This window comes from Hugenholtzia roseola DSM 9546, assembly GCF_000422585.1.
GTDB classification, from domain to species: Bacteria; Bacteroidota; Bacteroidia; order Cytophagales; family Bernardetiaceae; genus Hugenholtzia; species Hugenholtzia roseola.
The window spans coordinates 66,771-92,299 of record NZ_KE383880.1 but is presented as its reverse complement, the minus strand read 5'-3'; the positions used below and the strand labels follow the sequence as shown (position 1 = coordinate 92,299).

The 25,529-nt window shown below is 40.0% G+C and carries 16 protein-coding genes; 7 read left to right on the top strand and 9 right to left on the bottom strand.

The annotated features are described in order from the left end of the window. Positions 1 to 244 precede the first annotated feature (244 nt). Positions 245 to 1,147, top strand: a complete 903-nt coding sequence (locus G500_RS0112580) for a ChaN family lipoprotein (RefSeq protein WP_027002811.1) — start codon at positions 245 to 247, stop codon at positions 1,145 to 1,147. Positions 1,148 to 1,210: 63 nt separating this feature from the next. After that, positions 1,211 to 2,005 (top strand): SDR family oxidoreductase, encoded by a 795-nt coding sequence (locus G500_RS0112575; RefSeq protein ID WP_027002810.1) that lies wholly within the window; start codon positions 1,211 to 1,213, stop codon positions 2,003 to 2,005. 241 nt (positions 2,006 to 2,246) lie between these two features. On the opposite strand, the gene G500_RS0112570 is transcribed toward G500_RS0112575, so the two are convergent. The 4 genes from G500_RS0112570 to G500_RS0112555 all read right to left on the bottom strand — a co-directional run bounded on the left by G500_RS0112570 (position 2,247) and on the right by G500_RS0112555 (position 7,722). Next, entirely contained in the window at positions 2,247 to 3,317 is a 1,071-nt protein-coding gene (locus G500_RS0112570; protein ID WP_035757394.1) for an MBL fold metallo-hydrolase, read from the bottom strand. A 158-nt stretch (positions 3,318 to 3,475) separates the two neighbouring features. After that, positions 3,476 to 4,393 carry a hypothetical protein gene (locus G500_RS0112565; RefSeq protein WP_027002808.1) on the bottom strand — a complete coding sequence of 306 codons (918 nt, stop codon included), beginning with the start codon at positions 4,391 to 4,393 and terminating at the stop codon, positions 3,476 to 3,478. A 3-nt stretch (positions 4,394 to 4,396) separates the two neighbouring features. Continuing rightward, complete coding sequence (locus G500_RS0112560) at positions 4,397 to 5,884, bottom strand: DUF3696 domain-containing protein (RefSeq protein WP_027002807.1); 1,488 nt, start codon at positions 5,882 to 5,884, stop codon at positions 4,397 to 4,399. 194 nt (positions 5,885 to 6,078) lie between these two features. Beyond that, positions 6,079 to 7,722, bottom strand: a complete 1,644-nt coding sequence (locus G500_RS0112555; RefSeq protein ID WP_027002806.1) for a CTP synthase — start codon at positions 7,720 to 7,722, stop codon at positions 6,079 to 6,081. Positions 7,723 to 8,157: 435 nt separating this feature from the next. Between G500_RS0112555 and G500_RS0112550 the strand changes: the two genes are divergently transcribed. The 3 genes from G500_RS0112550 to G500_RS0112540 all read left to right on the top strand — a co-directional run bounded on the left by G500_RS0112550 (position 8,158) and on the right by G500_RS0112540 (position 11,975). Beyond that, positions 8,158 to 9,726: an acyl-CoA carboxylase subunit beta gene (locus G500_RS0112550; RefSeq protein ID WP_051203559.1), complete on the top strand. Its 1,569-nt coding sequence runs from the start codon at positions 8,158 to 8,160 to the stop codon at positions 9,724 to 9,726. 82 nt (positions 9,727 to 9,808) lie between these two features. Continuing rightward, positions 9,809 to 10,906: a 4-hydroxythreonine-4-phosphate dehydrogenase PdxA gene (gene pdxA, locus G500_RS23415; protein WP_051203558.1), complete on the top strand. Its 1,098-nt coding sequence runs from the start codon at positions 9,809 to 9,811 to the stop codon at positions 10,904 to 10,906. Positions 10,907 to 10,961: 55 nt separating this feature from the next. Next, positions 10,962 to 11,975, top strand: coding sequence for a hypothetical protein (locus tag G500_RS0112540; RefSeq protein WP_027002804.1), 1,014 nt, complete (start codon positions 10,962 to 10,964; stop codon positions 11,973 to 11,975). A gap of 166 nt (positions 11,976 to 12,141) precedes the next feature. Here G500_RS0112540 and yihA read toward each other — a convergent pair whose 3' ends face one another. After that, the gene (yihA, locus tag G500_RS23410) at positions 12,142 to 12,792 is read right to left on the bottom strand and encodes a ribosome biogenesis GTP-binding protein YihA/YsxC (protein ID WP_035757358.1); all 651 of its coding nucleotides are present in this window, start codon (positions 12,790 to 12,792) and stop codon (positions 12,142 to 12,144) included. Between the two features lie 164 nt (positions 12,793 to 12,956). Between yihA and hpf the strand changes: the two genes are divergently transcribed. Beyond that, positions 12,957 to 13,262, top strand: coding sequence for a ribosome hibernation-promoting factor, HPF/YfiA family (gene hpf / locus G500_RS0112525; RefSeq protein WP_027002803.1), 306 nt, complete (start codon positions 12,957 to 12,959; stop codon positions 13,260 to 13,262). A gap of 83 nt (positions 13,263 to 13,345) precedes the next feature. Here hpf and G500_RS0112520 read toward each other — a convergent pair whose 3' ends face one another. From G500_RS0112520 to G500_RS0112500, 4 genes are all read right to left on the bottom strand, one after another. After that, entirely contained in the window at positions 13,346 to 17,320 is a 3,975-nt protein-coding gene (locus G500_RS0112520; RefSeq protein ID WP_027002802.1) for a DEAD/DEAH box helicase, read from the bottom strand. Between the two features lie 83 nt (positions 17,321 to 17,403). Next, the gene (locus G500_RS0112515; protein ID WP_161626130.1) at positions 17,404 to 20,097 is read right to left on the bottom strand and encodes a DUF5686 and carboxypeptidase regulatory-like domain-containing protein; all 2,694 of its coding nucleotides are present in this window, start codon (positions 20,095 to 20,097) and stop codon (positions 17,404 to 17,406) included. Positions 20,098 to 20,476: 379 nt separating this feature from the next. After that, on the bottom strand, positions 20,477 to 21,220 hold the full coding sequence (locus G500_RS0112505) for a hypothetical protein (protein ID WP_027002800.1): 744 nt from the start codon (positions 21,218 to 21,220) through the stop codon (positions 20,477 to 20,479). Positions 21,221 to 21,276: 56 nt separating this feature from the next. Then, positions 21,277 to 22,332 (bottom strand): ABC transporter permease, encoded by a 1,056-nt coding sequence (locus tag G500_RS0112500; RefSeq protein WP_027002799.1) that lies wholly within the window; start codon positions 22,330 to 22,332, stop codon positions 21,277 to 21,279. Between the two features lie 392 nt (positions 22,333 to 22,724). Between G500_RS0112500 and rnr the strand changes: the two genes are divergently transcribed. Next, positions 22,725 to 25,421, top strand: coding sequence for a ribonuclease R (gene rnr / locus G500_RS23405; RefSeq protein WP_051203556.1), 2,697 nt, complete (start codon positions 22,725 to 22,727; stop codon positions 25,419 to 25,421). Positions 25,422 to 25,529 lie beyond the last annotated feature (108 nt).

Below are 25,529 nucleotides of genomic sequence, written 5' to 3'. Positions count from 1 at the left end.
GGCATCTAAAAAGTATCTAAAAGGTAATTAAAAGATATTAGGGTTTTCTAAAATTTCCTACAAAAATCTCTAACTAAGCCCTATGCTTGGTTAGAGATTTTTTATTGACTGCAAAAAACTTTATCTTTGGGATAAGGTTTTGGTAGGGGCAAGACTGTTTCAAAGCCCCATTTAAGGCTCTATTTCTATTCAATCTTCTTGTTCAAGTCAGATATACACCTTTCCCACACTATCCTATTTTCTTATGTTTTCGAATCTGTATTTTCTTCTTTTTCTAACTCTAACTTACATGGCGTTTTCCGCTCCTTTGTCTGCACAAAAAGACTTACAACCCTATCAAATTTTTAATAAAAAAGGGGAAAAAGTAACCTACCAAGATTTGCTCGCAGCAGCAGAAAGGCAGGACATTGTCCTCTTTGGCGAACTGCACAATGACCCTATTGCGCATTGGTTACAACTTTGCCTAACCCAAGATTTGCATGCCAAAAAGGGCAGTGATTTGATATTGGCGGCTGAAATGTTTGAAACAGATAATCAGTTACTTTTAGACGAATACTTGCAGGGTAGTATAGCCGAAAAGAATTTTGAGGCAGAAGCACGTCTTTGGAACAATTACCAAACCGACTACAAACCCTTGATAAGTTTTGCAAAAGATAAAAATTTGAAAGTAGTTGCTTCAAATGTGCCACGCCGTTATGCGGCTCTTGTTGCCAAAGAAGGGGTTACAACTTTGGAAAATCTTTCAAAAGAAGCCAAAAGCTTACTTCCCCCTCTGCCTTTTCCCCTCGACTATGACTTGCCTTCTTATGCCAATATGCGCCAAATGATGGGCGCACATGCAGGGGAAAAAGCCAACTTTTTTATTGCAGCCCAAGCCCTTAAAGATGCAAGCATGGCGCATCAGATTTTGAATCATTATGAAAAAGGCAAGCTCGTCTTGCATTTCAACGGCGCGTATCATTCCGACAAAAGAGAAGGAATTGTATGGTATTTAGAAAAATATCAACAAGAAAAGTCTAAAAAGAGCTTAGAAATACTCACTATTTCTACCGTCTTGCAAAAAGACCTCGCCACGCTTTCGCAAGAGGCAATGGGCGTTGCCGATTTTATCATTGTGGTAGATGAACGCCTAACACGCACTTATTAGTTTTACTAAAAAGTCTGTTTTTTGCTTCAATAGTCATATCTTTATCGTCATAAATATTACCTAATGCCAAATTTCTCGCTTTTTGGAAAAAACGCCTTAGTCTGTGGTAGCACACAAGGCATTGGAAAAGCCGCTGCAATCGCCTTAGCCGAATTAGGGGCAAATGTGGTCTTGATGGCTCGCAATGCGCAAGCCTTAGCGCAGGTCTGTGAACAGCTCCCTTTGGTGAGTGAAGGGCAGGGGCATGCCTATGTGGTTGCCGATTTTACCGACCTCGAAACCCTAAAAAATGCCTTAAAAGAGCCTATTTTCCAGGCTAAAAAAATTCACATTCTTATCAATAATACGGGCGGTCCCGCGCCTAATTTAGCGCATCAGGCGCAGGCAGAGGCTTTTCGTACTGCCTTCGAGCAGCATCTTATTGCCAATCAGACCTTAGTGCAGGCTTTGGTAGAAGGCATGAAAAGTGAGGGCTATGGCAGGATTATCAACGTCATTTCTACCAGTGTCAAGCAGCCCATTTATGGTTTAGGCGTTTCGAATACAATACGGGCAGCGGTAGCAAATTGGGCAAAAACGCTCTCTTTGGAATTGGGACAATTTGGCATTACGGTCAATAATCTGCTTCCCGGCATGACTGAAACGGCGCGTTTGGAGGCGATTATTGCCAATAACGAAGCCAAAACAGGGCGAACACGCGCCGAAGTAGTGGCTGAAATGACGGCAACTATTCCTGCCGCGCGTTTTGGAAAAGCGCAGGAAATAGGAGCGGCGATTGCATTTTTGGCATCACCAGCGGCTGCCTACATCAATGGCATCAATTTGCCTGTAGATGGGGGCAGAACGGCTTGTTTGTAGGCGAAATTGAGTAGTGTTAAGTTCTAAAAAATTAGACGCGAATGTATTAAAAAACTGTCTTTTCCGAAGTTAGACGAAAATAAAAACGAGTTTTAAGGCTCTAAAAAGGGTTTAAGTCAAATTTTATTTCGTTTTCAATTTGACAAAACTTTGACAAAACTTTGATAAAATAGGGCTTTTTACAGAACTTAACATTACTACGACAAAGGTCTTTTGTTGTGGGTGTTTGAGGTTTTAAAATCTACCTTTCCCACCACTTCGCGAATGTTTTGAGAGAGTCTAAGGATACTTTTTCGCCTATGATAGGGGTAAGCAGGGGAAAGGGCTGTTCTCGCGCTTCATTTAGGGCTGTTATTTTTTGCAAAGGCTCGTCCCAAGCGTGATTTGCCAGTGGGAATTTAGAAGAATGGACGGGAAAGAGGGCTTTTGCGTTTAGGTCTTGCGCCGCTTGCAAGACTTCGTCGGGCATTAGGTGAATGTACTTCCAACTTTTATCGTATTGCCCATTTTCTAAAATTACCAAATCAAATGCGCCAAATTTTTCGCCAATGTGCTTGAAGTGCTTGCCATAACCACTATCGCCACCTATCAAAATTTGTTTAGTGGGCGTTTGAAGGACAAAGGCTGTCCATAAAGAGGGATTGCGCTTGAAACCCCTACCCGAAAAATGGCGTGTAGGCACAAGATGCGTCGTAAATCCAGCGTCTAAGGCGATTGTATCATACCAATCGCCCTCATAGATTTTGGCAGTTTCGAAGCCCCAATGCTCAAAATGCGCACCTACGCCCAAGCCGCAGATAATTTTTTTTATCTTCGGTTTTAATTCAATAAGGGTTTCATAGTCTAAATGGTCCCAATGGTCGTGAGAAATAAATAAGTAGTCAATTTCGGGCATATCGGCTGCCGAATACCTATCTGTACCTGCAAAGGCTTTGACGCTAAATGAAAATGGCGAGGCAAAACCACTAAAAACGGGGTCTACTAAGATTTTTTTGCCTTCTACTTGCATAAAATAAGAAGAATGTCCGAACCAGACCAAAATATTTTCATCTTTGTCTAATTCAAATAAGTTAGTTTTGGTAGAAGGAAGAGGGGCAGAAGGCGAAATGCGCTCGCGTTTGGAAAAGAAAAATTCGTATAAAATACCTGCATAACTTGCCTCCTCGCTTAGGGCAGGCGTAGCTTCTAAGTTCTGAAATTCGCCGTCTTTGTAGTTGGAAGAGCGTTCGAGGCGTTCTAAATGCGCTCCTGTGGGTAGCTTTCCAAACTTATCTTGGCGTAGAAATAGCGTTGTGGCAAGGGTAAGCATCATAAAAAGGAATAAGAGCGTGTATAAAATTCTTTTGAAAAAGCGAAATCGTGTGCTTTTTGTTTTGGGGGAGGGCTGGTTTTTGTAAAACATTAGGTAGAAGATAAGTTGTAAATAAAAAAATAATTTTTAATTTTTAAAAAAAAGTATTGTAATTTTAACTATTTAGAATATTTTTTGTAGTCGATATCGATAATATTAGTTATTTCTTTAGCACGATGTTCATTAAATCTGATATGAACAGACCACATTTTATTATTTTTTTTGTTGAGAAAGTCTAAATCAATATCTGGATTAACAATGAAGCCTTCAAAAATGATTCTCCTTGTATGCGAACCTCTATTTTTTGTCCATAGTTCTAATTTTGAAAAGGTCTTTTTTAAGATTTTGTATTTATCATCATTAAAGTTATTATTCCAGTCTGGTTTCGGGTATTTCGCAAATCTATAGTGATTTTCAGTACAATAAAATACAAGTATATCTTTTCTATTAGCGACTTTAGCATATTTGTTATGACTGTCTACATTGTAGTAATCATCAAAAATGATAATAGTTGATATTTTTCTTGGAATAGAAAATAAATCATCAAAAAACTTATCTGTTTCTGCATCATCACGAAAATCAATCTCATCGACACTAAGCGTAAATGGGTGCAAAATAGCTAAATTTATAACTAACCAATGATAGTTTGGTTTTTGTTGTTGAGATAAAACAGCAATCTTATTATTTGTAGCTTGTTGTATTGATTCACTTGGCTTTTCAAAAGCTATTGTTATTAAAACATTAGATTTATGAATGTTATAAAGTCTAATAAATTCTTCTTCAAAAGAACTTGTTTCCTCTGTACTTGCATAATTGACTGCTAGTTTTTTTTCTCTCAAATTGTTTAATTTGGTTAAAAATCTCTGATATAGTTCTTTACTAACCTTACCTTCCAGAAAGGATAGCAACCTTTTAGAAAATAAAAAAATGGAGTTTTTATTCTCTAAAATAGCCTTTACCATACTTTCAGGGTCGTTACTTTCCTCTTTATAGTTAAGGTAATTCACAAGGATGTCCTCATAAAGTAATATGTGCATAACTTAGTCAATTAATTGGAATGCTAAATTGAATGAAATATCAAAAAAACCATCAGGGAAAGCAGGAGATAATTCACCTGTTTTAGCATTTATCTCATGCTTAGATTTAATCATATTTTTCTCATCTTTCCTGAAATAATGAATTGAAACATCATCAGGTGTAATGTCAAATTTTTTGGTTTTTACCAAAATCTGTAACATTCTGATAATGTGTTCGCTATGTGTCTCAATGAAATACACGTTATTATTTCCAATGCTTAATAAGGTTTCAATAAACTTGGCTTGTAAGCGCGGGTGCAAGTGAACTTCGGGTTGTTCTATTAGAAGAGTTTCGCCTTTATTGGTTAATCCATTTAAACGGCTTTGTTTTGTGAGGTTTTCGGAAATGAGTGCTTGCGCAAAAATAGGCATTTGCAAAGAAACACCAAATCCGACATCTTTGATATTATTTTCCATACCATTAACAACCACTCTTAATTCTCGAGTAAAATTCTCTTTGATAGGTTTTATTTCTTCTAACAAACCAAGTTCCGAAAGCAGTTGTGTATAATCTGATTTGAACTTTTCTAAATTTTCATTTTTTAAAAAGTTATCTCCACTTAACAAATATACAACTTCTTTAATATCTTTAATATCAAAAGAGATTTTTTCGTCCCTTTTTAAATACACCCTTTCCGCAGGTTCGGAAAGCAAGGGATTGATATACTTAATGTCGGACAAGATTTTACGAATATAGTTTTGAGTAATCAACAGAAATGCGATAGACCAAAATAATCTATCCGCTTCGCCGTTCTCAAATTTTTGCTTTATTTTTTCTTTTAAACTGTCACTGTCAACTATGGTAGTAAATCCCATTTTTTCATATTCAATTTCAGAAAAAGTATAGGTTTCGTTTTGAGTATTGCAAAAAGTAAGATTGCAAAGCGGACTTTCGCCTTTCACATAAACCTCTTGTTCTATATTCGGGAAAAAAATCACAACTTCACCAACTGTCGAGTTACTAATTGTCGTCTTAATTTTATTATGATTAGCCAAGTCTTCGCTTAATTCACAAGTAAAAATGGTAGGGGTCGTAATTTTACCACCCAATATTTGCGTAATTTTTTCTCTTTCTTCTAATAGTTCTTTGCGAACAGCCTCATTGATTTTGTTATTTTTTTTGGCAATTGAAACAGCATCAGTTAAGAAAAAATTAAAATAATCTTCCTTAAACTCAAAAGCAAATAACAAATTTCTGTCTGTTTCATGATTGTATATTGTTTCGTAGTAATTACCTAAGTCCACGTTTTCATTCCCTTCTTTTTCATCTGCGAAAAGAGTAAGATTGTAATCTCTATTATTTGGGAAACGCAAACTTTGTTTTAATGCGCGCAAGAATTTGAAAACACTGCTTTTTCCTGCACTATTTTCTCCAATCAATACATTGACGCGAGAGAAATCGAATTCTTCGTTTAGAAATCCACGATAATTGTTTAGTCTTAACTTGAACATATACTTTCAAATTTTGGTTTCAGTAAAGATAGGAAATAAGTCTGAACTCTACTATCATTTGATAGGTAGTTTGGGAAATATTCACGGAAAAATAAGAGGCTATCTAAAGCAGCCTTGAAGACTCTAAATCCAAACGTGTAAGAACGCCTCAAAGTTAGTTTTTTGTAAAAAAAACTAACTTTGAGGCTATATTTCTACTTCTCCTGCAACTGCTGTTTGTATTGCAGGGCAGCCTTTACGAAGGCACTAAAAAGTGGGTGAGGGGCAGCGACAGTGCTTTTGAGTTCGGGGTGATACTGCACACCGATAAAGAAAGGGTGCGTTTGTGTGTCTAATTCTACAATCTCTACCAGTTGGGTTTCAGGATTGATACCAGAGGCTTTCAGACCTGCCTGCTCCAACTCTTGTCGAAAGTCATTATTAAATTCGTAGCGATGGCGATGGCGTTCTCTGATTTCGCTTTTCTGATAGACCTGTTGCGCCAAACTGTTGGGTGCAATTTGGCAAGTGTAAGCACCTAAGCGCATCGTGCCGCCTTTGTCGGTGATAGCTTTTTGCGTAGGCATCAAATCAATAACAGGATAGGGCGATTCTGCCATCATTTCGGTAGAATGGGCATTCTCCCAACCCAAAACATTTCGCGCATATTCAATGACTGCCATTTGCATACCCAAACAAATCCCTAAGAAGGGAATTTTGCGCTCACGTGCATAACGAACCGCATTGATTTTACCTACAATCCCCCTATCTCCAAAGCCGGGTGCTACCAAAATGGCATCAATATTTTTAAAGTGCTTCTCAAACTCTTCCGTTTCGGCGAGGTCTTCCGAGCGAATCCAGCGCAATTTGACCTCACATTCATTGGCTACCCCGCCATGGATAAAGGCTTCTACAATAGATTTGTAGGCATCGGGCAGTTCTACGTATTTGCCTACTAAGGCGATATTGACCTGCTCGGTAGGATTTTTGAGTTTGCCCAAAAAATGCTTCCACTCGGTTAGGTCAGGCTTAATTTCGTTTTTGATGCCCAATTTATCTAACACAATGTCGTCTAAATGTTCGCGACGCATCAGCAGTGGCACATCATAAATAGATTCGGCATCAATAGATTCTATGACCGATTTGAGGTCGACGTTGCAAAAGAGCGCGATTTTTTTGCGAATATCCACAGGTAGCGTATATTCAGTGCGACAGACTAAAATGTCGGGGTGAATCCCCTCTTCGGAAAGCATCTTGACAGAGTGTTGAGTCGGCTTGGTTTTGAGTTCGCCTGCCGCTTTTAGATAAGGCACTAAGGTAAGATGGATTACTAAGGTATTTTCTGACCCCAATTCCCAACGTGCCTGCCTTACTGCCTCGATAAAAGGTAGCGATTCTATATCGCCTACACAGCCGCCGATTTCGGTAATGACGATGTCGTATTTGCCCGTTTCACCTAAGGCGTAGAAGTTGTGTTTGATTTCGTCTGTAATGTGTGGAATTACCTGTACGGTTTTGCCCAAATAATCGCCTCGTCTTTCTTTGCTGATGACGGAAAAATAAATCCTGCCTGTCGTGATGTTGTTTGCCTGCGAAGTAGGAATGTTCAAAAAGCGTTCATAGTGTCCTAAGTCTAAGTCGGTTTCCGCGCCATCTTCGGTTACATAACACTCGCCATGCTCATAAGGGTTGAGCGTGCCGGGGTCTATATTCAGATAAGGGTCAAATTTTTGAATCGTAACTGAAAGTCCGCGTGCCTGCAAAAGTTTGGCAAGCGAAGCCGAAACGATACCCTTCCCCAACGAAGAGGTTACGCCCCCTGTAACAAAGATATACTTGACCTGTTTTTTGGTTTCCATAAGAACAACAAAAGAAAGAGAGAGATAGGTTTTGAAAAGGCAAAGGTACGCTTTTTTCTCTAATTGGGGCAGATTTTCTACCAGAAGCCCATTCATAAGCCTACGGCTGCGCTGCCCTGAAAGCCGCTTTTGGGTAGTGATATTAAATTCTGAAAAGCCTTGTGTTGTCGAATTTGACACGAAATAAAATTTGCACTTAAACCCTAAGGGTCTTCAAGACCCTTAGGGTTTAGATTCGGAATTAGAATTTAACATTACTGCGCTTTTGGGTAGGAAACAATCGCCAACAGTTTTAGATTGCTTCAAATTGTGTATCTTTGCCAAAAGCCTTGTTTTTATCCGAAAGTGATACTTGGCTGTTTGCTTTGGGAATGTTTCTGCTCTCAAATTTGCACCCACAACCCTTTACGTTTTCCCATTATTTCCTCCCAAAATATGATGAACACCGAACCAAATAGCCCTGCCCAAACCCCACAAGAGGTCTTGGCGCGAAAAAATAGCGAAGCCTTGCTTGCAGGCGGAAAGGCGCGTATCGAAGCCCAACACAAAAAAGGCAAACTCACCGCACGCGAGCGCATCGAGCTACTCTTAGACAAAGGCTCTTTCGAAGAAATTGGGCGTTTTGTGATGCACCGCTGCAAAGATTTTGGCTTAGACAAAGAATATTACTTGGGCGATAGTGTCATTACGGGCTATGGCACCATTTCTGGACGGCTTGTCTATGTCTTTTCGCAAGATTTTACCGTCTTTGGGGGGTCGCTTTCCGAAGCACACGCCGAAAAGGTCTGCAAAATCATGGATATGGCAATGAAAAATGGCGCACCGCTTATCGGACTCAACGACTCTGGGGGCGCAAGGATTCAGGAAGGTGTGGTTTCTTTGGCAGGTTATGCCGATATTTTTTATAGAAATACCTTAGCTTCGGGCGTTGTGCCACAAATTTCTGCCATCATGGGTCCGTGTGCAGGTGGAGCGGTCTATTCGCCTGCCATTACCGATTTTATTATGATGGTAGAAAATACCTCTTATATGTTTGTTACGGGTCCTAATGTGGTCAAGACCGTAACACACGAAACCGTAACTTCGGAAGAATTGGGAGGGGCAAATACCCATGCGAGCAAAAGTGGCGTTTCACATCTCTCTTGTGCCAATGAGGTCGAGTGTATCGAAAACATCAAAAAACTGCTTTCCTACATTCCCCAAAATTGCGAAGAAGACGCGCCTACCTATCCCTACCAAGCCGCTGACGAAAGCCGTCCTGCCCTGAATCAAATTGTACCCTTAGACCCTAATAAACCCTACGACATGCGCGAGGTGATAGAAACTACCGTCGATGAGGGTTCTTTTTTCGAAATTCATAAAGACTATGCCGAAAATATTTTGGTAGGTTTTGCACGTTTGGCAGGGCGTAGTATCGGAATTGTGGCAAATCAGCCTGCACATTTGGCAGGGTGCCTCGACATCAACGCCAGCAAAAAGGCAGCGCGTTTTGTTCGTTTTTGCGATAGCTTCAATGTTCCACTTTTGGTCTTTGAAGATGTACCCGGCTTCCTTCCCGGCACCGACCAAGAATGGAACGCCATTATCACCAACGGCGCAAAATTGCTCTATGCCTTTTGCGAAGCCACTGTGCCGCGCATTACCGTCATCACGCGCAAAGCCTACGGGGGGGCGTATGATGTCATGAACTCGAAGCATATCGGCGCAGATATGAATTTTGCCTTCCCCAACGCCGAAATTGCCGTTATGGGTGCAAAAGGGGCAGCCGAAATTATCTTCCGAAAAGAGATTAGCGAAGCCCAAGACCCTGCCGAAAAACTCAAAGAAAAGGAGGCAGAGTACAATCGCAAATTTGCCAATCCCTACCGCGCCGCACATAGAGGCTACATCGACGAAGTTATCCTACCCGAAGAAACGCGCCAAAAACTTATCCGCGCCTTCAAGATGCTCGAAAATAAAGTGGCGACTTTGCCCAAAAAGAAACACGGCAATATCCCACTCTAACGCCATCTGACCCAAAAACCCTAAGAGATTGCGAGGCTCTTGGGGTTTAAAGTCTTTGTTTTTTACTTTAAAATCAAAACTAATGAACGCTCCCAAAAAACCGCGCATTGGCATTACTATCGGCGACATCAACGGTATAGGCATGGAGGTTATCATGAAGGCTTTATCTGAAAACCGCTTCAATACCCTCTGCACGCCTATTATTTTTGGCTCTGCCAAATGGCTGGCTAAGTACAAGAAAACATTTGGCTATGATTTCGCTTATCATCAATTTAATTATTGGCAGGAAAATAGTGTAAATCCACATAAAATTAACGTATTCAACTGTTGTGCTGATAAAAATGTAGACATAGAGTTTGGCAAAGTTACGCCCCAAGGCGGAAAGGCGGCTCTTGAATCTTTGCAAGCTGCCGTACAAGCCCTGCAAGCCAAGCGCATCGAGGCTCTCGTTACTGCACCCATCAATAAGTCCAATATCCAATCAGATAAGTTCAAATTTGCAGGGCATACCGAATTTTTTACACAAAAATTTAATACTGCCGAAAGCCTTATGTTTCTGGTCAGCGAAACCCTAAGAGTGGGGGTCTTGACAGGACACATTCCCCTTGCCGAAGTCCCTAAGTGTGTAAATAGAGAAAAAATTATACAAAAGGTAGAAATAATGGTACATTCCTTGCGCTATGATTTTGGCATAGAAAAGCCCAAAATCGCCATTTTGGGGCTTAACCCACACGCAGGCGAAGAGGGACTTTTAGGCAGGGAAGAACTCGAAATTATCAATCCTACAATAGAAGAATTGCGACAAAAAGGATTGCTCATTTATGGCAGCTACCCCGCCGACGGTTTTTTTGGAAAGCAACTCCATAAAAAATTTGACGGCATTTTGGGCATGTATCACGACCAAGGGCTGATTCCCTTCAAGACCCTTGCCTTCCACAATGGCGTGAATTTTACCGCAGGATTGCCCATTATCCGCACTTCGCCCGACCATGGCACTGCCTACGATATTGCAGGAAAAAATATCGCCAGCGAAGAATCGATGGTGGCTTCTATCTTGTTAGCCCTCGAAGTTTATAGAAATCGCCAAAAAGGAGAAGATTTGGAAACGCTCAAAAAAGAAAAGAAACAGCGCGATTTGCAGCGAAAGCACCGCCCTGATTCTACTTATTTGGAGGAATAACTTTGTTTTATCTTATTATTTTATTGTACCATTTTAGCATCTTGCGCATCAAAAAATGAAAAAAACACAATTCCTACGCCTTTTTACACAATTTTGTATAGCTACTTTGCCTCTCTTTCTAACCCTAACGACAAGAGTGGCAGCACAAGAAAATCAGGAAAGTTATCGCATCAAGGCGGGCGAAAAATGGGGCTTGGCACTCTTTATAGAGGCTTTTGCAGAAGGCGACACCCTTTTCGAGCTTCGCGACTGTAAGATGGAATATTTACATTTTATAGACGGAAAAAAATATGAATATGCTACTTATGATAGAAAAATTACGGGAAATTATATCATAGAAAAAGATTCTTTTCTCATTCTACAAAATGAAAAAGGAAAAGTGGTGCGCACCTTAGAATTTTACGGACAATCAAAGGACAGTTTGGTGCTAATGGACATCACACAGCGAAATAATTATTTAGAAGTCTATAAAATTTGTGGTGAAAATAGTGAAAAAGAATACTTCGATTCGCGCCAAATCTATCAGGAAACGCAAGCCGACGGTCTGCTTTTGGGCTTGCAAATGTATAAAAGTCCTGTCCTCGAAATTGGTTTGGCAAAGGCAAGGTGGGCATGGAACAAGCATTTTTTTGCTGCCAGTTTGGGCTTAGAAGTCGCGCCTTTTAATAGTTCTTTTAAAGAAGAAATCGAAATTCGCCAACTTCCTTTGGGTGATACGGGGCAGTTTCGCAATGATACGCTCCAACTTTCGCCTTGGAACAACTATTACGGACTCAATCTTTCCTTCTGGACGCAAGGTTATGCCGCCTTTGGTTTGGGTGCAACTGTTCATACCGACTTCGAAAAAGTCAATACTGGTTTGCGTTTTATGGCAGGTGTTTCTCCAAAAAGGCTCTTGGGAAAGGCTGGAAACGCGCTTCATTTGGTTTATTCTTACAACTTTCTTTTTATCGGCGAAGGTAAAGAAATCATACAGAACCTAAATCGCCATGCTTTTTCTTTGCGTATGGTTATCCCATATAAAAAACAAAATAAAGAAGTTCGCAGGATACAAAAAGAAACCTATTAAAAAATGTCCTATTAAAAAATATATTAAATAGGTCTAAAAAATTTGTGGCTTACATTTCAAATACTTTTAGCATTTAAAAAACCTCGCCGACGGGCAACGCTCACATACACATCAGGCATTTAGAAAACCTCGCCGACGGGCAACGCCCTCGGCGACGGTTACACCTTTATTTTCCTTTTATCTTAAAAGGTATCTTTTTGTAAGATTCTCTTTTTTCCTTTACAAATATTTGATTTGATTTTTGAATGTAACTTAAAATTTCCTCACGCCCTTGTTTTTTATCCGATGACGTTTGAAAAATTGGGGGTAGCTCTTCCCAAGTTTCCATCAGAATTTCTTTGTAATGGTTCAAATTTTTCTGTAATTGGGAAAAATTTAGTTTATCTATTTTTGTAAATACCAAAGCAAAAGGCAGTTGCGCCTCCCCCAAAAACTCCAAAAAGGCGAGGTCTATTTCTTGCGGTGCAAGTCGGCTATCCACTAAAACAAAGGTCGTAACGAGCTGTTTGCGCTCTCTAATATAAGTTTCTATCATTTCGCCAAAGCCTTCGCGCTGTGTTTTGCTCACTTTCGCCCAGCCATAGCCGGGCAAATCTACCAAGTGCCACAAATCATTGATTAAAAAATGATTGATAAGTTGTGTTTTTCCGGGTGTGCTTGATGTTTTTGCCAAATGGCGGTTTGCTGTCAGCAGATTGATAAGTGAAGATTTGCCCACGTTGGAGCGTCCGATAAAGGCGTATTCGGGCAGCCATGCCGTAGGACAATCTTTTTCCGCAGGGCTACTGCCTATAAATAAGCTCTTTGTGATTTGCATGTTATCGAATGGTTAAAATTTTATGTCCTAAGATTTGGTTTTCTCAAAAAAAAAGCGCAAATTAACGCCAGAGTCAGTACGCTCTGCAAAGAAACGGATTTTTTCCCACTCTTGATGCAACTTTGTTTATTCAACCTTTTAATTCATCTTAAACGTCAGACTTTATGAAAATAGAAATGAATTATGTCGATAACGACCGTAGCGACGCGCTTAGTGCTTTTATCCAAAAGAAATTGGACAAACTTGAAACTTTTTATGACGGCATCATCGATGGCGAGGTATATATCAAGTCTGAAAAAGGCGCAGAACCCAAGAAAAGTAAAATCATTGAAGTCCGACTCAATGTGCCGGGCAGCACGCTCTTTGCCACAAGTGCAGATGAGAGCTTTGAAGCCGCTACCGATGACGCTGTGGAAGCGTTGCGCCGACAAATCAAAAAATTTAAAGAAAAAAACAACGTAACACGCTAACTTAATTCAAGTTCGCGCCTCTACTCACTAAAATTTGTATCTCCAAAAACCGCTTTGCAGCACGCTCTAAGGCGGTTTTTGCTTTATACTTGAAACCAAGTCGCTATTTTTTCATATTCTTTTTCAAAAAGTAAAGCGTAATTTCTACTCCAAAGCATTTCGCTTTCCCAACCTTTTGCCTGCCACAATAGCGGCAAATAAGCATGAAAGGCTTTGCTACTCAAATCGTGATATTTTTCATCATCGGTGCGAATAAGTTTAAATACTTGGTTCGATTTTGAAAATAAAGCGAGGTCGGAAAAGGGTAAATCGGCTTGAAAAGGAAAATGGGTAGCCCACTGCTGACGCAAACGAAAGAGCGGCAAGTCTTCTCTTACTTCAAAAGGTAGTTTGCTTCTATACTCATAATTAGAAACTTGATAGGCATATTCCAAGTAAGATTTTAATAATTTTGCTCCCAAGTTGGCAGTTTGCTCTACTTTGAGCTGCTGCGGCAAAATACTTGTAACGACATAAATTTTCTTCTTTGCGCGTGTGATGGCTACATTCAGCCGCTTTTCGCCCCCCTGCAAATTCAAACTTCCAAACTTAGCTTGTAGCTTTCCTTCCCTATTAGGCGCGTATCCTATCGAAAATATGATGTACTCTCTTTCATCTCCTTGCACATTTTCAATGTTTTTTATGAAAATAGAAGTGGGCAGAACCAAATTTCGCGCTTCTATTTCCGTTTCAATACATTTTTTTTGTTTGATATTAAAATTAATAATTCCTATATCTTTTTTACCTTTTTCTATAAGCCTTGTTAAAAGATTAACCACCGCGACCGCCTCTTCTGCATTACTACCCTCTTCCCAAATGCCCTCCACCTTTTCTACCACAATCGGCGGCTCATACTGCATAAAATCTTGAAAAGAAGGCAGCACTTGTAGCTTATTTTGATAAAAATGTTGATTAGAAAAATCTATTAGTTCGCTTAAATGACTGCGATAATGTCCCCTTAACGCAACCTTTGAAAGATACTGTTTTGCCAAATCTAAGAGCGAAACCACTGAAAGTGCAGGGCTATCTTCCTCATTATCAGCCGTTTCTTCGGCGCGAACTGCGTATAAATCATAAGGCGAAAGTTGCTGCTCATCGCCCACTACCACCACTTGTTTTCCCCTATAAATCGAGGGCAGTCCCTTTTCTGCAAAACATTGTGAGGCTTCATCAAAAATAACAAGGTCGAAAGTGGTTTCCATCTCAAAAATAGCTGAAACGGTTTCGGGTGATGCCAACCAGCAAGGTTTGAGCTTGAAAATTTCTTTTTTGAAATGTTTAATAAGTTTTCTTATAGACCAAATTTGTCTTTTTTTCTGACTTTGATGTAATAAATCGCGATAGCTAAGACGATTCCCCAGACGGTTGTAACTATTGTTTTTATAAATCCGTTCACGATTTTTGATGATTATAATTTGATGGGCAATTTTTTGCTTTTCTAAAATTAAACTTTGTAATTTTTCTTCTAAAAACAAAACTTTTTTCGTACTCACACTTTTAAGCAAAGGATACTGCATTTCTAAAAAAGCCAGCCAACGGGCGTGAAAAAAGTGCGTCAGAAGGGGAGCATAGCTCTCAAAATCGAATTTTAGATAAGAAAAAAAACTTTCAAATAAGTTAAGTTCTTGTTTTGAAAAAAGGGCAAGAATCTTATCCGTCTGATGCAGGGCTTCCCAATTTTCTACCCAATACGACCAAATTTTATCGCGCTCCAAAGGATTTTGGCACAAAATTTCGAGTTGTGCTTCTGTAAAGTAGAGTTGAAGAATTTGTTTTTTTTGTTCAAATTGTTGGATTAAATTTAAAATATTTTGATATGCCTGATACGTTTCTTCAAAAGAAACTTGAAAGGCGAGTTTTTGTCGGGTTGCCTCCTGATGCAATTCTTGTATATATTTTATTTTTTCTATCCAATTTTGTAAATTTTCTATAAGTAGATTTGGGCTTTTTAAATCAAAATTAGGGGCTTGCCATTTTTGAGCAAGTTTGTAAAATTGTGCTAATTTTTTTTCAAATTTAGTTCTGTTAGAAATAATAACTTTTAACGTTAAAAAATCGTATTTTTTTAGCTTATTTTTTTCTATTAGTTCTTTTGCTAATCTCAATTTTTTCTTTTCTATGTCGTTTCTAAACAAAAGAGAGCTAATTTTTAAAAAAATATTTTGATGCTGCTTTTGAAATTTTTGTAACTCAATCGGCGTAGGATAATCTTGAATTTGAGGCAAATGCCATTCTATCTTTTTCTGACTCAAATTTGTTAGATATTGAATGTAAGTTTGTATTTTTTCTATCTTGGGTGCAGATTTTTTTAGCTGTTCAAAAATATTCTGATGGCTTGGGTTGCCTTTCAAAACTGCCTCTATTTTCACTAAAAAATCAAAATTTTCTTTTATTTTATCAAAATTAGTTTCTTTTATATTATTTTTAAAGATTTTAATTTTGAGCCTTTCCGATGACACCACTAAGGCTTGATAGATTGTGAAAAAATCAGAAAGCAGTGTTTCTACTTTATGTAAGTTTTTTTCATTTTCTATACCCAAAAGTTTTCTTTTTTGTATAAATTCAAAAATTACTTCAGAAGTAGGAGGCTTGGGAAAATGAAAGCTAATCTCGCGCAACTGTTTTAAAAATAAATTGAAATTTTCTTTATTCCAAAGAAAATCATCGACTTCAAAGGGTAACGAAAAAGGATAGCGGACTTTATTTTGGGCAAACCAACCGTACAAATCTTTAGCAGAAATACCAAACTCTTTTTCGGAAAAAAGTCCTTTTTTTAAATTTTCTAATTCACTATTTATTTCTATGATTTCCTTTTCTATGTCGCTATATAGCCGTTCCAACTGAATGGTATTAAGGCTATTATTTTCTATTTGATATTGTTCAATATTTTTAATTTGTTCGGCAATCTCACCAAAAAGATTATTTCTATCTTGTTTAAAATCGTGTATTTTTGCCATAAAATGATGTAAGTCCTTTTCTTTGAGGCGATTATAGACAACATCTAAGGCTGCTTTTTTCTGACAGACGAGCAATATCTTCTTGTCTTCTGCTAAGGCATCGGCAATCATATTGGCAATGAGTTGAGATTTGCCTGTACCCGGAGGACCTTCTACTAATAAAGAATTTCCATTTTTTATTTTTAAAAGTGCATCTTCTTGCCAACTATCTAAGGAAAAAGGGGCGAATAATGCTTTTGTGGTGGTAGGTGGCGTTGCTCTTTCAAAATGTTTTTCTAAGGTAAAATCGGGTGCTTGCGCTAATAGAAAATCGTAGTCTGTTGCGATTTGTGAGTCGGAGGGAGGGAAAATTCCTAACACTGCCTTTGGGGTAAGATTGAGCTGCCCTAATTGGCTATGGAGGAGGAAATCTTGAACAGTGGTGGTCTGAAAGGGGGCGAGCTGTTTGGTAAAATTTTGAGTCTGGAAACGCAATTCTAAAAAGTTTGCTTGTAAGGTTTGGTGTATTTTTACCAAAAAACTAACCTTATCTGGCTCGAAGGCATCGAGCGTCCCTTCATAAAAATCTTCTTCAAACTTGTGTTGATTAAATAAGGCGTAGGCTTGTAAAAAAACTTTATTAAAAAAAATACCTACTTCTTCTCTTTTTTCGAGATACCATCTATCCAAAACCCTCTTCAAACGCACAGGAAAAAATACCAACGGGCAGCGGATAGGCATGCCATTGAGGAGTTGCCCTTCAACAAAAAGGTAACCAACTTGTAAATCATACGCACCACTTTCTTCTTCTATTTGGTGTAAATTTTTTGATAGCTCATTGATTTTTTTGCTAAGAAGGTTATTGAATCTACTACGGCTGTCAGTTTGCTTTAAAATGCAAAGTGGCTTTTTATTCTGTCCTATTAGATAATCAATTAGCTCCTTTTTGTCGGCGGCTAATTCATAATTCAACTCCTCGATGTCCAAATAATGCCCTGCATAGAGGCGTGGCAGGAAGAGGTTGCGATTTTTGGCGTGTAAGGCAGTTAATCTTTTTTGATAAATTTTGAGTAACTTTTCCAACTGAACCAAATTTGAAGTGTTATCTTTGCATTTTTGAGGTATAGATAGACAAAGATAACACTTTTTTGTAGAAAGCAGCGCGTTTAGTTATTGAAGCGTAAGCGCAAGCCCCAAGGGTTTTGGTAGTAGATGCCTTCTTGTGTCGCCCAATTAGATTTCCAGCTATGCACCAAATCAAGACGTAAGGTTTTTAGTATTTTAGTTACGCCAAAGCTAATTTCTGCATAATGAACGGGTTTGCTTACTTGTGTATTCTGACTCGTGTATAAGTAACTTCCTTTGATGACAAAGGTAGCGGTGGTTTTGCGAAAGAGAGGTAATTTTTTCATCAAAAAACCACCAAAATCATGTTCAAGATGTCCCTCAACGAAATTGCCGTTGGTGCTATGGGCGTAGTAAGGCAGATTTAAAAATAGCAGGTTTTCGCTGCGAGCCAGTAGGATTGGGGAGGTATCGAAGTGCTGATAATCGAAGAAGGTTAGGTTTTGAGCCTGTAGGAAAGTTCCTGCTTTAAAGAGATATTGCAGGTTTCCTATGCGCCCTACTTTGGTTTGGTCATTGATTTCCAACGTGATACGGTGAAAATTGCTGCTTGCGCCTAAGATTGGCACGCCCATTTGGTAGCGTAGGTAGAGGGTAGGATAAGGCGTTTCCAACACTACTTTTTGATAAGGACGCATCAAATAGGTTTGTTTGAGCCGCACACGTAGGTTTGCCGAAAGGAGAACTGCCTTGCTTTGTGTGGGCAGCACGTTGGGGTCTTCAATCGGAATGGGATTATTGGTATCGAAGATTTTATGCTCGTAGTCTATGTAAGTTTTTGGCAAATTTGTTGCATTTTGTAGCGTTCTTCTGTTTTCCCATTGTCCCGCCAAATAAATCGAAACGCCATTGAAAAGTTCTTGATTGTAGGCAAAATGTATCAAATCGCGCTCATAGAGCTTGATGTAATTTTCTTCTGCAAAAATCGTATAAAGCGTATTGATAAAAGGCTGTATCGCGCCTACGTGAAATTGATTTATGTCGCGCTGGGCGATAAAGCGAAACTGCCGCCGCTTGACCAAATCGAAAGTTGTGAAATGATTAAAGGTATAATACCATTTTTTAGAGGAAAAACCATATCGCACAGAAAAAAGATTGGAGTGATAGCGATATTTTTCATTATCATATTTAACTAAATTGATGGAAGGATTCACTACCCAACCCTCAACGGTATTAAAGCTCAATCCATTGATAAGCGAACTTGTACTAAGTCTGTATTTTTTATGACGATTTTGATAAGTGTAGCCAAAAAGTAGGCTATTGAACTTGAAACGATTATTTACCTTATCGGTAGAGTCTAAATATGCTTTGGAATTTACCACTAATTCTATGCTATCTTTACGGACATAATCTTCTTTTTCTTCGGCTGTAAGCGGTACGGGGCGTTGTTCGAGCCAAAAGGCTTCTGTTTTCTTATTCACACTGTCGGGAATAAGCATCGTTTCGCCTTTAAAGAAGGCTTTGGCTTCTTTTTTGTCTATTTCATCTTCTTTTTTTACAATTTCTTTCTGATTTGTTTTCAAATCTTTGTTGGATTGCTTTTGGGTTTGCTGCCGAGAGGCTACTTTTTTAGTTTTCGCCTTCGCACTTTTTGTGGGAATGTATTTATTACCTAAATCTTTCTTTAAACTATTTTGTGTAAAACGCGGCTCTAAATTGTACTCTGAAAATGAGCCTGCATAAGAACCATTGCCTTTTACTTTGACTCCCATCATGCCAACATCTAAGCGAAAGTCGAAAACCTGCGTACCGAGCTGCCAAATGTCGCCTGCCAGCGGTACAAATACTTGTTTTATTTTTACATATTCTAAATATTCTAAACCTGCTTCTTTTTTTACTAAAAGATTGACGCTATGAATCCGCCAAGTGCTATCCTGAATAAAAATTTCGCCGCTATAAAGTGCGCCATATTTATTTTTGGGCAAGACTTCTATTTTATGCACGAGCCGCCCTCTGTCGTTGGTTTCACCCAAATAGCGATATTCGTAGTGAGAAAAGGCATTTTGGGCGATAGGCGACACAAAAGGGCGTGGCGCAACCTGTATATTTTGCTGATTTTCATATAAATTTAATAACATATCTGTTGTACTGTTCCAACTAAAACCGTTGCTATTTCCACTAACTTTTGAAGCAATCATCACTTCTTTTTTGCTGTTGGGGGCTTTGAAATAGCAGCGCGAAATGGATTCGGACAGATACACAATTCCCTTGTTTTCTTTCATCTGTCGCTTGATTTCGTCTTGCTCTTTCTTACCAATAAAAAGGCGCGGCACATCAAATTCGTCTAATTTCTGAATACATTTGATATAAGATTTAAACGAATAGGCTTTGAGTTCATCTCTATAAAAGGTGCGTTTTCTTTGTGCTTGGCGAATAATGGCGTAGGCGGGATTTTCCTTGTCGGGGGTGATTTCTACTTCTTTGAGCAGAAAGGAAACGGGTTTCATTTCGAGGTCAAGCGTAACAACTTCTTGATTTATTTCAACTGTTTTTGAAACTGTTTCATAGCCAACGAAGCGAAAAATAATTTGGTACTCGCCTTTTGGAAGGGCTAAAAAGTAGTCGCCGTTGGCGTTAGTGGTGGTGCTTTGCGTGCCGTCTTCGAGGTAGATGGTGAGAAAGGGCAGCGGTTCGCGATTTTCATCTACAACTTTTCCCTGTACGCCTGTTTTTTGTGCAAAGGCAGTTGTAAGAAAGGCAAAGAAAATAGATAAAAAAAAGAATAAAGATTTCATAAGCATCAAAGGGAGTTTGAGGGCAGTTGTGTTAAATTCTAAAAATCAGATGCAAATGCAGGACATTGCCTTGTCCGCAGTGAGATTGAAATAAAAAAGGGCTTTCAGACCTAAAAAAAGGGTTTAGCCCAAATTTTATTTCGCATTAAATTTGAGAACATAAGACTTTGTACAGAACTTAACATTATTGGGGTGAGGTTAGAATAGGAAGATTAAAAAGATGAATTTTAACCCCCTTAGAGGCAAAGATGCAAAAAAAGGCAAAAAGTTGCAGTGGCAGGCAGGAAAGGTGTTCTTTTCCGTTTGTAGGGAGGAAAATCGGCTTAATTGTCAAAACTAATTGTCAAGATTTAGCCTTCAAAATTTAATCTTCATAGATTTAATCTTCATAGATTTGAACGTCTTTGTAGATGACCTTGCGGTCTTGTTCTTCGGTGTATTCGGCAGGGTTTTCTATCGTTTCGCCGTTATGCTCGATGATAAAACCCGAAAAAAGACGTTGCGAAAAAATTTGCCCGATAGTAAGGGCTTGGGCTTGATTTTTTACATTGGGGACATCAAACCTTTCCCCTAATTTTAGTAAATCTTCATACTTAAAAATTGCACCATAATATTCCAATCCTGTGTTGGTGCAGGTGTGTGAATAGACAAGTCGTATCCACTTTGTTTTGTAGCTATAACGTCCTTTGCGCGTATCGAGGGCTTGTTCTTCAAATAAATCCAAATAAACTTCGAAGCAATCTAAGGAAAGTGGGTCGAGATTGGGGCAGGTTTCTTCCAGACAAATGTCGGTAGAAAGTGTAGGCGTGAGGCTATTATCGGCAGCCTGCATTTCTTCGGCTAAAGGAAAGCCAAAGTGCGCTGAAAATTCGGCGTAGGGGGCTTCTAAATCGGGTGCTAAGGGGTAGTAGCCCTTTACGCGCCCTTCGCAATAGGCTTTGAGCAAAAGATAGGGCAATTTTGAAAAGGCTTTATTTTGCTTTTCGGAAAAAGGAATACGCCGCAAAAAAGTTTGTGCGTCTGCATTTTGTGCCTGCAAAGGGGCAGAAAAAAGCATTTGAAAGAGAAAAAAAACGCCAACAAAAAGGGGCATCAAAAGGGCAGAAGTAGTTTTTTGAGGCATATTGTAGGAAATAAAAAATGAGCAGAACGGTTTTGGCACAAAGCGGCTACATCAGACTAACGCAGGCGCACACGTGGGTCTATCCAAGCATACAAAACATCGACAAGGATACTGATGACAACAAAAAACAGTGCCACAAGTAGGGTAGAACCCATAATAACGGGCAAATCGAGGTTATTGACCGCATTGATAGTAACCCAGCCTAAGCCTTTCCAATTAAATACATATTCTACAAAAAACGCGCCCGCCATCATAGAGGCAAGCCAACCCGAAGCGGCAGTAATGACAGGATTGAGCGCGTTTTTGAGCGCGTGTTTGACGATAACCTGCCATTTGTTTAAGCCTTTGGCGCGTGCAGTGCGAATGTAGTCGCGGCTCAATTCTTCAATCATGGCGTTGCGCGTCATCTGCACAATCATAGCCAAAGGACGCATGCCCAAAGTGAGGGCAGGTAAGATGATATTTTTCAATTCCAAGCCTTTGCCTGCATATACGTCATTATCCCAGAGCGAACCCGTCATATTAAGCCCCGTATATTCGCTTAGGTAGTAGCCAAAGAGCAGCGAAATCAGGATTGCAGCGATAAAAGAAGGTGCGGAAAAACCAATGACCGAAGCGGTGATGATAAGATTGTCCCAAAAGCGGTTTTGATTCAGGGCGGAAAATAGCCCCAAGGCAATGCCCAAGACAGTGGCGAAACTCATCGAAACCAAAGCCAGCCAAAGCGTTTCGGCAATGCGCTCGCTCAAAATTTCGCTCACAGGTTTATTAGAGTGGTAGGAACGCCGTAGGTAGGGCGGTTTGAGCATCAGGCTGTAATCGCCCAGCGGAATGGCAAGCCAATAACTATATTTTTCGACTTGTGTTGGGCTGTTTTGATGGATAGAAAGCGGAGAAAGGTCGTTGATATAGTACAAAAGCTGCACAACCAAAGGCTTATCTAAGCCCAAATCCTGTCTGATTTGGGCGATAGTTTCGGGTGTGGCTCTATTCCCTGCAATGAGCGACACAGGGTCGCCGGGAAGGGTATGGAAGATAAGAAAAACCACTACCATTACGCCAAAAATGACCGAACTGCCGTAAATAATTTTATTGCGTATGTATGCAAACATAAGTTTTGCTTTGAAATCAACAGACCTGCGCCTTGTGGCACAAAACCCACAGAGGCAAAAATCACCCACTTGTGCGGCTTAGGGGCTTATGGGTGCTAATTTAGCGTTTATTTTTGAAAAGCCGCAGGGTTCGTTTTTTTTTTGTGAAAAATATACCGTTTAGGGCATACTTTTGCAAACAAAGCTACAAAAGTCGTCTTATTTTTTTATTTCTCGAACTTTCTACTTACCTTTATGCGTAGTATGATAAAGGTAGGCTTTTTGCCCATACTTATCCCAAACTCCTCTCTTTTTTTAGCGTAAGATTGTGAAATCAGATAACCCTCACGATTCAATTTTTTCGCTATTTTTAAAATTTTAATCAAAATTGTTCAACACTTGTCTTTTCAGATATGTCTAAAAAAAACAAAAAAACGAAAAAACATACCGACTCGCAGCCGCCTTTTATGCCGCAAACCCTGTCGAATGGAGAGGCTAACCCCCAAGAAAATCCTTCCGACCCCAACGCTGACTCAAATCCTTCTACTCAACCCTCATCAAAGAAAAATCACAAAGAAAAAAGTAAAGTGAAGAAAAAAGAAAAAAAGCAGGCGGAAAAATCGCCCAAAGCCAAGAAAGGCAAAAAAAGTGAAAAGTCCCCGAAAATGGGAGATAGCCCTTTGCAAAATCTCAAAGAACAGCTCAAACGAAAGCTCAAAAAATGGGTAGGCAATCTTATGCACTTCATCGATAATACCGACGATACCCAGATTTTAAACCACCTCGAAACGCGCCTACAAGAAGAAGATGCGCCCTTGCCTATCTTATCTATTTCCGAGCCTATTTCCGAGCCTATTTCCGAAAAAATAGAACCTACCAAAAAAGACGCGCCTTCGGAAACGCCCAAGTCTGAACATAAAGCCGAGAGCGAATCTCAAAACAAGCCTAACACAAAGACGCTCAAAACGCCACTTTCACCCGAAGAAGCCTACGAAAAAGCCTATTCTGAATCGTTGGAAGCCTTTGCGCAAGAAAGTGCAGAAGAAGAAGCAGAGCCACAGCAAATAGCCACCGCCGAATCCAAAAGAGAAGTGGCTACCCCAAAACCTGCCCCCAGAAAATATGCAGGCAAGACTTATCGTGGTACGATTGACTACATCAGTCGCGAATATTCCTATATTCTTTGTGAAGAATTAGAAAAGGACGCTTTTGTCAATAGTAGAAAAGTTTTGGGTGCAATAGATGGCGACGAGGTCGAGTTTTTCCTCACAGGCAAATCGCGCGGCAGAAACCCCGAAGCGGAAGTTTTAGAAGTGGTCAGTCGCAAGCGAGAGGAGTTTGTGGCGCGTTTGGAAATGTTCAATCGCTATGCTTTTGCTATCATAGACCAGCGAAAGGTGCAGTTGCACGTTTTCATTCCCCCGCAAGGCATCAATGAAGCCGAGCATGGGCAAAAGGTAGTGGTCAGAATTACTGAATGGAGCAGTGAGCGCGAAAAGAATCCTGTTGGGGAAGTGGTGCGCGTATTAGGGCAGGCAGGCGAAAATGAAACAGAAATCCATGCGATTATGTTGGAATTTAATTTGCCTACCGATTTTGACGAAAAATTGATAGAAAAGGCAAGCCAAATTCCCGACACGATTGATGAGATAGAAATTGCCAAAAGACGCGATTTGCGCCCTATTACCACTTTTACCATCGACCCTTTTGATGCCAAAGATTTCGATGATGCCCTTTCTATCCGCCAACTTAAAGCAGGCACAAGCCAAGCCGATTCCATTTGGGAAATTGGCGTGCATATCGCCGACGTAACCCATTACGTACACCCACTTTCGCTTTTAGAAAAGGAAGCCCAAAAACGCGCGACTTCTGTTTATTTGGTAGATAGAGTTGTGCCTATGCTGCCTGAACGCCTTTCAAACGAACTTTGCTCTTTGCGTCCGCATGAAGACAAACTCACCTTTTCGGCAGTCTTTGAGATGAACGAGGAAGGCAAAATTTTAAAGTCGTGGTTTGGAAAAACGGTCATTCATTCCGACCGCCGCTTTACTTACGAGGAGGCACAAGAGCGCATCGAATCGGGTGAAGGCGACTTTGCTACCGAAATTTTAAAGCTCAATCAGATTGCGAAAAATTTGCAAGAAAAACGCTTTCAGCAGGGTGCAATCGGTTTCGAAACCCAAGAGGTGAAGTTTAAATTAGACGAAAATGGAATCCCGATTGCCGTCATTCCAAAAGAGCGAAAAGAGGCGCACAAGCTCATCGAAGAATTTATGTTATTGGCGAATAAAAAAGTAGCCGAATTTGTCTATCAATACCAAGGGGGAGGCGAAAAGAACGTCATGGTCTATCGCACACACGACAATCCAGACCCCGAAAAGCTCGAAAACTTGCGAAACTTTGCCAAAGGCTTTGGCTATGAAGTAGATACGCGCCCCGAAAAGGTTGCCTTTTCTATCCAAAAGCTCATAGATGACACCGAAGGGAAGCCCGAAGCCAACGTTTTGCAGCAACTTGCTATCCGCTCGATGGCAAAGGCGAAATACACCACGCAGCCTATCGGACACTTCGGATTGGCTTTTGAACACTATTCACACTTTACTTCGCCCATTCGCCGCTACCCCGACATGATGGCGCATAGGCTTTTGGAAAAATATCTCAACAACAACACAAAAGGTGTCGCCAAGCAGAAATTTGAGGAACTCTGTCGCCATGCCTCTGAAATGGAAAAACGCGCTGCCGATGCCGAACGCGCTTCTATTCGCTACAAACAAGCCGAGTACATGTCTAAAATGATAGGGGAAACCTTTGCAGGCATCATCACAGGCATCACCGAATGGGGGATTTATGTAGAAATCACCGAAACGGCTTGCGAAGGCATGGCGCGTCTTTCCGACCTCAAAGACGACCATTACGAATACGACGCACGCAACCAACGCTACATAGGGCAGCGCACACAAAAGGTCTATGCCTTAGGTGCTGATGTAGAAGTGGAAGTCAAAGCCGTAGATATCGAGCGCAGAACGATAGATTTGCGTTTGGTAGAATTAGAACCAATCATACAAAAAACTGCCTCACGCACGCGCAGGCGCGGTAGGAGGAGGCGTTAGGCTTTTGCAAGGGCGTTCTGAAAAACAGTAGTTTGTGTAGGGACAAGGCACTGCCTTGTCCTATGTTTGGTGGATTTTGACTGAAAATATATCGTAGAATAAACTTTT

Excerpts from the sequence above, each read along its gene's own strand:
- G500_RS0112580 (WP_027002811.1), top strand. The coding sequence starts at position 245 with ATGTTTTCGAATCTGTATTTTCTTCTTTTTCTAACTCTAACTTACATG.
- G500_RS0112575 (WP_027002810.1), top strand. The coding sequence starts at position 1,211 with ATGCCAAATTTCTCGCTTTTTGGAAAAAACGCCTTAGTCTGTGGTAGC.
- G500_RS0112570 (WP_035757394.1), bottom strand. The coding sequence starts at position 3,317 with ATGATGCTTACCCTTGCCACAACGCTATTTCTACGCCAAGATAAGTTT.
- G500_RS0112565 (WP_027002808.1), bottom strand. The coding sequence starts at position 4,393 with ATGCACATATTACTTTATGAGGACATCCTTGTGAATTACCTTAACTAT.
- G500_RS0112560 (WP_027002807.1), bottom strand. The coding sequence starts at position 5,884 with ATGTTCAAGTTAAGACTAAACAATTATCGTGGATTTCTAAACGAAGAA.
- G500_RS0112555 (WP_027002806.1), bottom strand. The coding sequence starts at position 7,722 with ATGGAAACCAAAAAACAGGTCAAGTATATCTTTGTTACAGGGGGCGTA.
- G500_RS0112550 (WP_051203559.1), top strand. The coding sequence starts at position 8,158 with ATGATGAACACCGAACCAAATAGCCCTGCCCAAACCCCACAAGAGGTC.
- pdxA (WP_051203558.1), top strand. The coding sequence starts at position 9,809 with ATGAACGCTCCCAAAAAACCGCGCATTGGCATTACTATCGGCGACATC.
- G500_RS0112540 (WP_027002804.1), top strand. The coding sequence starts at position 10,962 with ATGAAAAAAACACAATTCCTACGCCTTTTTACACAATTTTGTATAGCT.
- yihA (WP_035757358.1), bottom strand. The coding sequence starts at position 12,792 with ATGCAAATCACAAAGAGCTTATTTATAGGCAGTAGCCCTGCGGAAAAA.
- hpf (WP_027002803.1), top strand. The coding sequence starts at position 12,957 with ATGAAAATAGAAATGAATTATGTCGATAACGACCGTAGCGACGCGCTT.
- G500_RS0112515 (WP_161626130.1), bottom strand. The coding sequence starts at position 20,097 with ATGAAATCTTTATTCTTTTTTTTATCTATTTTCTTTGCCTTTCTTACA.
- G500_RS0112505 (WP_027002800.1), bottom strand. The coding sequence starts at position 21,220 with ATGCCTCAAAAAACTACTTCTGCCCTTTTGATGCCCCTTTTTGTTGGC.
- G500_RS0112500 (WP_027002799.1), bottom strand. The coding sequence starts at position 22,332 with ATGTTTGCATACATACGCAATAAAATTATTTACGGCAGTTCGGTCATT.
- rnr (WP_051203556.1), top strand. The coding sequence starts at position 22,725 with ATGTCTAAAAAAAACAAAAAAACGAAAAAACATACCGACTCGCAGCCG.